The sequence below is a fragment of the Bacillus sp. ISL-46 genome, assembly GCF_018613205.1.
In genome coordinates this window covers 1-11,628 of sequence record NZ_JAGGQR010000007.1, presented here as the reverse complement: position 1 = coordinate 11,628, position 11,628 = coordinate 1, and the positions used below count along the sequence as shown (strand labels likewise).

8 protein-coding genes and 2 pseudogenes are annotated in these 11,628 nt (G+C 40.7%); 7 read left to right on the top strand and 3 right to left on the bottom strand.

The annotated features are described in order from the left end of the window. Positions 1-12 precede the first annotated feature (12 nt). Positions 13-741: a ThuA domain-containing protein gene (locus J7E67_RS02835; protein ID WP_214730965.1), complete on the top strand. Its 729-nt coding sequence runs from the start codon at positions 13-15 to the stop codon at positions 739-741. Between the two features lie 27 nt (positions 742-768). Beyond that, a pseudogene (locus tag J7E67_RS02830) lies at positions 769-1,026 on the top strand (Gfo/Idh/MocA family protein); the annotation flags it as partial. 687 nt (positions 1,027-1,713) lie between these two features. Here J7E67_RS02830 and J7E67_RS02825 read toward each other — a convergent pair. The 3 genes from J7E67_RS02825 to garR form a co-directional block, all read right to left on the bottom strand. Continuing rightward, on the bottom strand, positions 1,714-3,033 hold the full coding sequence (locus J7E67_RS02825) for a gluconate:H+ symporter (RefSeq protein WP_214730961.1): 1,320 nt from the start codon (positions 3,031-3,033) through the stop codon (positions 1,714-1,716). A gap of 66 nt (positions 3,034-3,099) precedes the next feature. After that, positions 3,100-4,536 carry a four-carbon acid sugar kinase family protein gene (locus J7E67_RS02820; RefSeq protein ID WP_374223920.1) on the bottom strand — a complete coding sequence of 479 codons (1,437 nt, stop codon included), beginning with the start codon at positions 4,534-4,536 and terminating at the stop codon, positions 3,100-3,102. A gap of 3 nt (positions 4,537-4,539) precedes the next feature. Continuing rightward, positions 4,540-5,433, bottom strand: a complete 894-nt coding sequence (gene garR, locus J7E67_RS02815; protein WP_214730957.1) for a 2-hydroxy-3-oxopropionate reductase — start codon at positions 5,431-5,433, stop codon at positions 4,540-4,542. A 230-nt stretch (positions 5,434-5,663) separates the two neighbouring features. Here garR and J7E67_RS02810 point away from each other — a divergent pair, with 230 nt between their 5' ends. The 5 genes and pseudogenes from J7E67_RS02810 to J7E67_RS02790 form a co-directional block, all read left to right on the top strand. After that, positions 5,664-6,281, top strand: a complete 618-nt coding sequence (locus J7E67_RS02810) for a GntR family transcriptional regulator (RefSeq protein WP_374223919.1) — start codon at positions 5,664-5,666, stop codon at positions 6,279-6,281. Positions 6,282-6,858: 577 nt separating this feature from the next. Beyond that, complete coding sequence (locus tag J7E67_RS02805) at positions 6,859-7,263, top strand: hypothetical protein (protein ID WP_214730955.1); 405 nt, start codon at positions 6,859-6,861, stop codon at positions 7,261-7,263. 1 nt (position 7,264) lies between these two features. Continuing rightward, the gene (locus tag J7E67_RS02800; RefSeq protein ID WP_214730953.1) at positions 7,265-7,936 is read left to right on the top strand and encodes a PspA/IM30 family protein; all 672 of its coding nucleotides are present in this window, start codon (positions 7,265-7,267) and stop codon (positions 7,934-7,936) included. A gap of 79 nt (positions 7,937-8,015) precedes the next feature. Further along, complete coding sequence (locus tag J7E67_RS02795; protein WP_251026536.1) at positions 8,016-8,687, top strand: M50 family metallopeptidase; 672 nt, start codon at positions 8,016-8,018, stop codon at positions 8,685-8,687. 285 nt (positions 8,688-8,972) lie between these two features. After that, positions 8,973-11,054, top strand: a pseudogene (locus tag J7E67_RS02790) (transglycosylase domain-containing protein); the annotation flags it as partial. Positions 11,055-11,628 lie beyond the last annotated feature (574 nt).

Here is an 11,628-nt window from a genome sequence, read left to right as displayed (position 1 = left end):
GAGGAAGAAAAGATGATAAAGGTAACAGTATGGAATGAAAATCGTCATGAACAAAAAAATCCGGTTGTAAGCGAAATTTATCCGAATGGCATTCATGGTGCGATTGCTGGATTTTTAACAGAAGCAGGATTTCAAGCAGGAACGGCTACATTGGATGAGCCAGAGCACGGTTTAACAGTTGACGTATTAAATAACACAGACGTACTCATTTGGTGGGGACATCTTGCACATGGTGAAGTAAGTGATGAAGTAGTTTCGAAAGTACAGCAGCGCGTGTTGGATGGAATGGGACTGATTGTACTTCATTCTGGTCACTTCTCCAAAATCTTCAAAACATTAATGGGGACAAGCTGTGACTTGAAATGGCGTGAAGCGGATGAGAAAGAACGTCTATGGGTTGTAGCTCCAAGCCATCCGATCGTGGAAGGAATTGGGGAGTTTATTGAACTAGAAAAAGAAGAAATGTATGGTGAGCATTTTGATATCCCGGCACCAGAGGAGCTTATTTTTACAAGCTGGTTTGAAGGCGGCGAAGTATTTCGAAGCGGCTGCACCTATAAAAGGGGCAACGGCAAAGTATTTTATTTCAGACCGGGACATGAAACCTATCCAACGTATTATAACAAAGACATTCAACGTGTGATTGTGAATGCAGTGAAATGGGCTCAGCCTGTAGAGCGTAATCGCCCTGTCTACGGAAATGCACAGCCATTAGAAAAAATTGCAGTGAAAGTAAACTAATTTAGGGAATCCGTGGGAAAAAGAACAATGAAAGCTCTAAAAGTAGGCATAATCGGATGCAGAAGTATTGCTCAGCATCGTCATTTACCTGAATATGCGTTTAATAAACATGTAGAGCTCGCGGCAGTTTGTGATATTAATAAAGAACGTGCAGCAAAAGTAGCTGAAAAATACGGGGTAAAAGGATATACAAGCTATGAAGAGTTATTGAAAAGTGGTGAAGTAGAAGCGGTGAGTGTATGTACACCAAACTATTTGCACTCACCAATCTCGATTGCTGCGTTACAAATAAATTGAAAAATGCCCTAGAGGATAGCGTCTCTCAGGGTATTTTAATAGAGTTTTCGAGATTTCGTAGACGATCCGCAAATAAAAGCAGTGAATCCGCAAATAAAAGTCAAATTTGTGCAAATAAAGCTAACTTTTAGGCGGATGAGGGAGTTTGGAGGGGGGGATTAGCACAATGAGCAGCTTATCAGCGAATTATTGAAGGATATCAGCGAACTGGACCATTTTATCAGCGGAAAATCGACTTTTATCAGCGAAACTAGCATCATATCAGCGAATGAATCTCCGAATCTGCGAAGTAAGAACCCATATTGTGTTGTATTAATCTGAAGTTTGAGAGGATTTCCAATTATTATCCAGAAAATGTCGTAAGTTTCGGAAAATATGTTGTAAGAGTCGGTTTATATGTAATTAGAGCCTGAAAATATGTAGTAAGGAGCAATAATTACGTAATAAGGATCTGAAGTTTGAGAGGATTCCCAATTATTATCCAGCAAATGTCGTAAGTTTTAGAAAATATGTAGTAAGAGTCAGAAATCATGTAGTAAGATTCAAAAAATATGTAATAAGAGCCTGAAAATGTGTAGTAAGGAGCAATAATTATGTAATAAGAATCCTGAATATAAAAAAAACCACCCTTTTGCCTGCTACGGCGCGGGGGTGGTCTTTTAATTTTGTTTCTCCCTATAGGAACATATTGATTATTAGCACACCAGCAAGTCCGACAAGGGATGCAATCGTTACCATTACCGACCAGGTGCGAATGGTTTTACCGATGCTTAGGTTGAAGTATTCTTTATAAATCCAGAAACCAGCATCGTTTACGTGAGAGAAGGTCATACTTCCTGCACCGGTTGCTAGCACCATGAGTTCGGGGCTAACGTGTGCAGAGGCAACGAGTGGTGCGGCAATACCGGCTGCTGTTAATCCGGCAACGGTTGCTGAACCTAGGACTACCCGTAGGATCGCGGCGATTAACCAGGCGAGGATTAACGGCGACATGGTGGAACCTTCCATCAGATGGGCAACGTATTTATCAACATGACTGTCGATGAGTACTTGTTTGAATGCACCGCCAGCTCCAATGATTAAAAGAATCATCGCGATGCTGCTGATTGATTCTGTGATCGAGTTCATGATTTCTGGCATTTTTTTACCTCGATTTAAACCAAAGGTAAAGATGGCGACTATGACAGCGATTAATAGGGCAATACCAGGATTTCCTAAAAATTTAGCTGTTTGAATAAGTGATGATTCAGGCATCGTGATTTCAACGATGGCTTGGAAGGCAATCAGAATGACGGGGATAAGGGCCGTAAATACACTAATCCCAAAACCAGGCATTTCTTCTTCTGTAAAGTGCTTAGGATTAAAAAGTCCTTTTGGAATTTTTACTTCCAATTCTTCTTTTTTAAACGTTTTTGTATATAATGGTCCACTGATAATGATTGCTGGAATACCGATAAGAATTCCATATAATAAGGTCTTACCTATATTGGCATTGTAAACATCGGCAACGGCTGTTGGTCCAGGGTGTGGAGGAACAAAGCCATGCATGGTGATCAAAGCCGCAATAACTGGCATCCCAATATAAAGAATTGGTACACCTGCTGTTGCCGCGATTGTGAAGACTAACGGAATTAACACAACCACGCCCGTTTCAAAGAATAGCGCAATCCCAACAATGAAGGCTGTTAGAACAGCCGCAAGCTGTACTCGCTTTTTTCCAAATGCGTTAACCAATGTGGTGGAGATTCGTTGTGCACCACCAAAATCGGCCATTAGTTTACCAAGCATACCCCCAAAACCAATAACCAGTACGAGATTGCCAAGGGTTCCGCCCAAACCGGATGTGACGGATGTTATCGCTTCGATTGGGGTCATTCCTTCCATAACTCCTACAAGTAATCCAACAATAACCAATGATATGAAGGCGTTTACCTTGAAGACGACCATTAATAATAGCAATAGGGCAACCCCTATACAAATATAAACGATTGGCATGTTTCTCCCTCTTTCCCCTTTGAAAGTGTGGAATGCCAGAACGGCATTCCAATCGATCAGTTAAATTTATTTCGTGCTTAAAATCTCTACCACTGCTTTTAAATCACTTTGAGTTCCAACATTGCCTGGAAAAATAACATAGGACATGCCTGGATACTTACTTTCATCCCCAGTTCTCCAAACAGGAATTCCCGGTCTAATTTGTCCAGCAACGGTTGCTCTTCTTACCCTTAGTCCTTTTGTCCCTACATCACTGGAGGTAATTCCACCTTTTGCGACAAGGAAATTCGGTTTTACCTGTAATCTCGTTACAATGCTTGTTACCGCATCCGAAATCGTCACGGACATTTTTAACTCTTCTTCTTTTTTATTCTCGCCAAGATCGAGCCGTTGTCTACTTGTATAAACGGCAACGGTTTTACCGGATCGGATCAGTGCTTCGGTGGTTTCTACCACGCGGTCGCATTCCGCTTTGAATTGCTCTGGTTGTAAAACTAAATGACTATTAAACTCGATAAATTCAATGGTGGTTAATTCTTTTAATTTTTCTAGCTGTTCCGTCGTCTTTTTCACATGGGAACCGATAATAACTAATCCGCCATTCCCTGTTTCTTCTATTATTAATTCTTCTCTCGTTAGCAGAGCTTTATCACTGACTCCACCAATGACTTTTGGAAGAGCGGCTGCACTTCTAAAAAGGAAGTTCTTTCCGGCATTGATTGCTTGTACTAAGGCAGCCGTGAATACTTTAACATCGACTTCGTCGATTGCATTCACTACTACTTTATTAAAATCGTTTACCTGAAGAAGCTGTTCCGTGATGGCGCCAATCTCCATTGCCCGTAATTGTTCGAGTGAGATATATAATGTATTTTTAGCGAGAAATAACCCATTCGACTTTTCTTCAATCCATTCTCCTAAATGCGAACTGGAATAGCCAAATGTCCGGTCTTTTGCAAATTCTGTTTCGCCTGCAGGCACAAGCTCTTGACCATTTTGAACATAGTGGATGTTGTTAATGGTCAATCGGCCGCCTTCTTTGAAAAATGGCAGGATGACCTCACCATCTATTTTCAACTCAGAACCTGATTCGAGTGTATCCTTTAAAACGGTGGTTTCTAGTGGATAGTGTCCTCTAAGTGTGGAATCTCCACGGCTAATAATGAGGAATTCTCGATTTAATTTCGAAGCTACGGTTAAAATGTTAACGGCGATCTCGCGATGAGCCTTTTCAGTTTCTTCCGCTGAAAAGCCTCGTGAATTTGTCAAAATGAAAAATATGGACTGCTCTTCGTTAAAACCCTGCTCAATACTTTCCTCAGACCAATCCGTGAAAACGGAGATATCATGGACGGTTTGGACACCTGTTGGATCATCATCGAGGACGATGATTTTTTTGTTTAAGCTTTTTAGTGCTTCGGTAACTAATTGATTGACTGCCTGACGGTCCACCTCAGGGACGGTTTGTAGGTAAGCTGCGGATATTCTGTTCGTTTCAGTCATCATTTACGCCTTCTTTACTTCAACATTGGCAAGCTTTTCATAATAACGGACAATGCTGCCATGATCGTCTTTTATTTTTCCATCGACCTTTAATGCATGGAAAATTTCTAGCAATTGGCTTGATAATGGAAGTGGAACGCCAATTTCATGGGCCGTGTCCATTACATTCGTAATATCTTTCATGTTGATGGCAATACTTCCGCCAGCCACGAAGTTTCTGTCTAAAATCAATGGTACCTTGGCATCTAGAACAGCACTTCCAGCAAGTCCGCCGCGGATTGCTTGGTACATTTTTTCAATATCAATACCTGCTTTCGCTGCTAGAACAAGTGCCTCGGACATCGCCGCTATGTTAAGGTTTACAATAATTTGATTGGCAAGCTTTGCAGTCACGCCACAGCCATGATCACCAACTAAGATAACGTCTTTCCCCATTCCATAGAGGACCGGCATAACACTTTCAAAAACATCCTCTTTCCCGCCAACCATAATGGCTAATGTACCATCAATTGCTTTTGGTTCGCCGCCACTGACTGGCGCATCTAGCATGCCAACGCCTTTTTTCGCTGCCGCTGCTGCTAGCTCCCGTGAGACTTCAGGTGTAATTGAACTCATATCGATAATGACCGAACCTGCTTTGGCCCCTGCCAAGATTCCATTTTCACTTAATACAACTTGTTCAACATGTTTTGAGGCAGGTAACATCGTGATAATGACATCACTGTTTTCGGCTACTTCCTTCGCAGAATGAGCAGCCACTGCTCCAGCTTCGACGACCTGATGGACGGCGTCTTGATTTAGATCATTAACCGTAAGTGTAAATCCTGCTTTGATTAGGTTTAAAGCCATCGGTTTCCCCATAATTCCTAGACCTATAAAACCAACTTTTTGTGCCATGATAAATTCCTCCTCATTCTATTTGAAATCTTATAAGTTAAGCGATTCGTTCAACTGCAATCGCTTTCAGATATCGTTTACAAAAGTAATTGTACACGAATTCGTAACTTTTGTATACAAATAATTATTTTTCGTATACAAAAATTAGTGAAACTGATGTCTATTGTATTTTTTTGACAAGAATTTTGGTAAAATAAATGTAGGTTTGAAGAGATATAGAGGTGAACAGTGTGTTAGAAAGTAATCGTTCTCGTCCTGCTTCCCACCAATCCTATGAGATCCTTCGTGATAGGATCTTAAATGGAGAACTTCCTGGTGGTACCAAAATTGTCGAGGAAAAAATTGCTGCTGAATTAGGTGTCAGTAGAACACCCATCCGGGAATCGATTCGAAAGTTGGAGCATGAAGGGCTTATTGAGAATAAAAAAGTAGTAAAGCCGGCCGAAAAGGACTTGCGAAATATGTTTCAAGTACGAATGCTCCTTGAGGGCTATTCCGCTCAGTGTGCAGCGTCCTATTTAAAAGAAAATGAGCTTCAATCATTACATCAATGTGTGGAGATAGGGAAGACAGGAACAGTCGAGGAAATTATGGAAGCAAATGCGCGGTTTCATGAAATTATTGTCGGAGCCAGTAATAACCCGGTCATGATTGATATTATTGACCGGATGTCATCCATCATTTACCTTTTCCGTAAAACAGTCGTATTCTACAACCGCCCCCATTTAATCGACGAACACGAGCAAATATACCAAGCCATTAAAGCAAGAAATGGAGAAAAAGCAGAAATGCTAATGAAAACCCATCTACAAGCGGATTTGGAATTTTGCTTGCATCTGTTAAGATGATAGGGAAGCAGGGGACGCGTTGCGCCTCGAATGTTGTCGAGTTAGCTCACTCAATTTTTAATCAAAAAGGCAGAAACTCTTACTAAATATAAGGGTTTCTGCCTTTTTTTTGATAACCTTTGGTGCCTGACACCACACGAAATTTGGCAATGGATACGTGTAAGTAAGCAGGTCTACCATCTGTGAAGCCCATATTACTATTAATTTTTGCCTGTTTTCGAAAATAACGTTGTTATTACTTATGGAGGAGCTCGTTAAAATGATATTTTGTGTAAAATTACACTTCGATAGTTGAGCATTTATGATTTATAAAACGACTTGTCCCTTTTATGGGCGAATTTTTGAGTTTTATGAGCGAATCTTCGAGTTTTATGAGCGAATCTTGGGCTTTAATGGGCGGATTTAGTGTTTTTATGAGCGAATTAAGAAGCAATAGCTTAATAGTAAGAAACTGAAACTTATTTTGGTAGATTTCCCGTCCTTAATAAAAAACTTACTTACTAGCTTCCTCTTTTCACCAAGTTTTCACCATTCTCTATTAATATTCATTACATCAGAAACGAAAGGAGATAAAGAGATGAATACAAAAGTGAAAAAGGGTATTTTCTGGGGTGTGATCATTGCCTCTACGGTACTAGTGATTAACGTACTCCACTTTCTACTAGGAGGGAGCAGCGCTTATGCTAGAGGTCCTCATGGACATGGTCCCGGTGAAATGGGAGGCCGTGGCGGATTTGGCGGGAGCCACCAAATGATGAATGGCGCTCACCATGACGGAGGATTCCCTTGGCTCTTCCTAATTATTGGACTAGCTGCTCTAGTACTATTCGTAAGATGGCTCAGAAAGAAGTCGAAAGCTTCCTCTATGCAACAGTTTATTAACACTTCTGTTGTAGGCTCGCATATCCCGGTAACTAACCAGAATGCTAGCGTTTTAGATCAATGGGAAAAAAATCTAGTAACTAAAAAGGAGAATGAATAACATGGGTATTTTTAAAAGATTAAAGACAATTACAATGGCGGAAATTAACGGACTTTTAGACGGTATCGAAGATCCGATTGCGATGTTAAATGAGTATTCTAGGGAAATGGAACAGGAAATTGTCAAAGGTCAGAAAGCCCTAGCTAGGCAAATTTTTGTAGAGAAAAAACAAGCAGCTCTCATTTCGGAAACGAAAGCATTAGTGGACAAGCGTACTCGTCAGGCCAAACTGGCGATTGAACAAGGGGACGAGATCATGGCCAAATTGGCTGTGCAAGAAAAACTCAACCATGACCGCCAGCTACAACTATATGAGGAGCAATACGAGTCTATTAAGGGACAAACCCAAATCCTCATCGGAAAATTGGACGAGTTGAAGGAAACCTACAACCAAATGCAGCAAAAGAAAATCTTGTTAGCTTCACGTGCGAATGTGGCTCAGTCGATGCAGCAAATTCAGAAAGCGACGGTTTCTTTCCATACTGATGATATTGCGAGAGGTGTGGCCCGTGCCGAAGAGCGGATCTTAATGATGGAAGCAGAAGTTCAGGCAGGCAATCAATTTGCGACTCCATTAGCCCAGTGTGAAGCAGCAAACAGCAGTTTTGTGAGCGATGAAGAGCTAAATAAGGAAATTGAAAAGTTAAAGTATGAAAAAGTGGCGGTATTATAATTCAAGTTTGAGAAGCACCACCGTTTTGGTCTGGTGCTTCTCATTCTATCTAGCGTAGAGAGGAGGGTTTAGATTGAATATGACAACGCTGATTCTTATTTACCTGGGTGTAGCGTTGGTGGGGAGCGGGCTTCCTTTTATCAGGGTTTATTTAGCCCATTTCCATAACTTGGTCCATCTCGTGATCAGTGCTTGCTTGGAGGGTAGTAAAATACATCTGAATCGAGATGGTTCAGGCCAGACAACCGGGAATCATACCTCCCCCTTTAAAAAAGCGCTCATTTCGTATGCAGGCTATACGGTTGCTTCGGTGGCAGCAATTGGTTTGTTTTATTTAGTTTCGAGAGGTCACTATCATTTGGTTATTTATCTGTATTTAGGGCTTAGTGTTCTTGCCTTATTGTTGTGGATTCGCAACCCATTTGGAGTGATTTGGGGACTTTCCATTGCTGTTCTATTGGACTTGCCTGTCTATTTCCGCTACGAAACGGTTTTACCTGTGAATATTAACTTCGAAATGGTGCTCGTTCATATGAGTATATTCCTAGCATCGGTTCTATTTGTTCAATCTATTATTGGCGCGGTTCTGGTGTGTAAACAAGCGTTTATGTCGAGAAGCAACCCGAAGAGAAAGGCGGCGCTGGTTCAAACGAAATTAGTTCCAGCCGTTGTTTTGGGACTAACTCTGGCCGGACAGACGGCCTATGTCGGCTACTTTTTAGTACAGAATTTTATCAGTTTTCCTTTCTAGTTTTTGAAATATACTTACAAAAAAATCTTCTTCCAAACATGGGAGAGGATTTTTTTTTTTTATAAAACGGACAGCCAATGGGAAAAAAATTTTGCCTGATTCCCTCATAAATGTAAGACCACTTACGAAATTCTATAAATAGTTGGTTGAAGGGAGAAGATTTCCCTTTAGACGTATTAGTGAAGGAAGTACAACGGCCTAAATATTCTTATCCATTTAAATAACTGATCAATACCATTAAAATCAACTTTGCGTAACCATAAATAGACATGGGAGAGAAGAAGAATGCCAGAAGAGACCTATCAATCTCGTGAGGAACGAAAACAAGCGGAAAACGCAAGACAGAATCAACAAAGAAGTCAGCGAACACCGAAGAAAAAAGGATCATTATTGAAAAAAGTAATCATTGTCTGTCTCGTACTTGGACTTGTTTCAACAGGAGCAGGAGCTATATCGTTCGCTTCAATGATTAAGGATACGCCTAACTTGGATGCTTCTAAGCTGGTGGATCCACTTTCTACAAAATTCTATGATGAGAACGGAAACTTTATTTATGAGTACGGGAAGGAAAAGCGAACAAAAATTGCGTATGAGCAAGTTCCGAAAGTGCTCGAGCAAGCGTTTATTGCCACGGAAGATTCCCATTTTTATGAGCATCAAGGGATCGATATCAAAAGGACGGCCAAGGCCATTTTTGTAAACTTAACCGGAGATTTCGGATCACAGGGCGGTAGTACCATTACGCAGCAAGTGATAAAGAATTCCTTTTTGACTCCAGAGAAAACATTAAAGCGAAAAGTGCAAGAATGGGACTTGGCGTATCAGTTGGAACAGAAATATTCCAAGCACGATATTTTAATGATGTACTTAAACAAAATTTACCTTGGAAACCGCTCTTACGGAGTAGCTGCTGCAGCAAAGAGTTACTATGGTATTGACGCAAATGATTTGAAAAAATTAACGCTCGCGCAGGCGGCGATGATAGCTGGACTGCCGCAGAGTCCGAATAATTACGATCCAACCAAGCCAGAAAACAAAGAAGCAGCCACGAATCGTCGTAATATTGTCTTACGTTCGATGCTTAGAGATGGTTATATAACAGAGAAACAATTGCAGGAAGCTTCAAAAGTTCCAGTTACTGAGGGACTTGTACCAAAAAGCACGCAACAAAGTATGCCTTACGAAGCGTTTTTAGATGCAGTTGTAAAAGAGGTAAAGGGTAAATTGAAGGATGTAGACATCAGTAAGGATGGATTATCTATCTATACTACCCTAGATCCAAAAGCACAGGATTATGCAGACAAAATGTTGAACACCAATGAAATCATTGCCTATCCAGATGCGGGTTTTCAGGGAGCTTTCGTCTTTTTAGATACCAAAACTGGTGAAGTCAGGGCGATTGGAAGCGGGCGAAACGACTATAAAGCAGAATTTCTAGGTAACAACTTTGCAGTGGATATCAAACGTCAACCCGGCTCAACATTTAAGCCGATTTTTGATTATGGTCCTGCGATTGAAAATTTGAAATGGTCGACTGCACATCTAATCAATGACCAGAATACCTCCTATTCAACCGGCGAGCCGATTTCCAACTGGGACCATCAATATCACGGAATGCTGACGATACGGAGTGCACTGAAAAAATCTTATAATATTCCTGCTCTTCTCACAATGCGGGAGGTTGGGATGGATCAGGCAAAGAACTTTGCAGAAAAACTCGGCATTACTTTTAAAGATAACCAAGTATATGAATCCTATTCGATTGGAAGCAATACCGTTAGTCCTTTAGCCATGGCAGGGGCCTATAGTGCTTTTGGAAATAACGGGAACTACAATAAACCGCATTTTGTCCAAAAAGTGGTACTTCCGAATGGAAAAGTAGTTAATTTTACGGAAAAATCAAAACGTGTCATGCAGGATTACACGGCGTATATGGTGACGGATATGTTACGCACAGTCGTAAATGATGGGACAGGTACAACAGCGAATGTCATTAACCTAGATGTTGCAGGGAAGACAGGTACAACCAATTTTGATGCAGAGACTAGAGCTAAATTTGGATACCCGACCAACGCGACAAATGATAGCTGGTTTGCAGGATATACCCCGCAATACACAATGGCGGTCTGGACCGGATACGCACAAAACGGTAATGGTAACTATATGGTCGCAAATACGCAGAAAATTTCGCAGTATATGTTTAAAGCTATGATGCAGTCATTTGGAACAGATTCATCGCGTTTTCAGCAGCCAAACAGTGTCTATCGAGTAAATAATGAACTGTATATTAAAGGGGTCAATTCTGCAGAAGTACCACCAAAACCTACTATTAAAAAAGCAAAACAGGTTAGTGAAGATGGTGGGAATGGGAAGAAGCAAAAAGAAGAAGCGAAACAACAAAAAGAGCAATGGAAAAACCATCAAGGGAAAGGAAAAGGAAAGGGGAAAGGGAAACATTAATCCCGGTGCCTGTCACGCGCCGTAAATCACGTGCCTGTCACCACCCGAGTTTTGTCGAATTAGATAACTCAATTTTAAATCTAAAAAGGCAGAAACCCTCACTAATATAAGGGTTTCTGCCTTTTTTTTCTGGGACTTTTTCAGGGGCATCCTTATGACCTAAGGGGTTTTCCCGATTATTATTGTATGTTCATCCTCTGACTTCTAGCAGTGGACTAGGTTTTGGTTGTCGACTTTAATAAGAAAGATATTGTTATCTTAATAAATAGTTTTTGAGAAAATGAACTTTCCGTAAAAAAAGAATCAACTTTCTGTTGCATAAGTAAAACGAAGGTGCTATTATAAGGAAGTTGCTTTTGACGGCAGTTTTATTAGTTAAAAGTGATGCAAAAAAATTAAATTATTATATTGACATAGCAATAGGGATTCGGTATAATAATAAATGTCGCTTCTGACACGATAGATTGTTCTTTGAAAACTA

What these genes read in the sequence shown, in the direction of transcription:
- J7E67_RS02835 (WP_214730965.1), top strand. Translation starts at nt 13, where the DNA reads ATGATAAAGGTAACAGTATGGAATGAAAATCGTCATGAACAAAAAAAT.
- J7E67_RS02825 (WP_214730961.1), bottom strand. Translation starts at nt 3,033, where the DNA reads ATGCCAATCGTTTATATTTGTATAGGGGTTGCCCTATTGCTATTATTA.
- J7E67_RS02820 (WP_374223920.1), bottom strand. Translation starts at nt 4,536, where the DNA reads ATGACTGAAACGAACAGAATATCCGCAGCTTACCTACAAACCGTCCCT.
- garR (WP_214730957.1), bottom strand. Translation starts at nt 5,433, where the DNA reads ATGGCACAAAAAGTTGGTTTTATAGGTCTAGGAATTATGGGGAAACCG.
- J7E67_RS02805 (WP_214730955.1), top strand. Translation starts at nt 6,859, where the DNA reads ATGAATACAAAAGTGAAAAAGGGTATTTTCTGGGGTGTGATCATTGCC.
- J7E67_RS02800 (WP_214730953.1), top strand. Translation starts at nt 7,265, where the DNA reads ATGGGTATTTTTAAAAGATTAAAGACAATTACAATGGCGGAAATTAAC.
- J7E67_RS02795 (WP_251026536.1), top strand. Translation starts at nt 8,016, where the DNA reads ATGACAACGCTGATTCTTATTTACCTGGGTGTAGCGTTGGTGGGGAGC.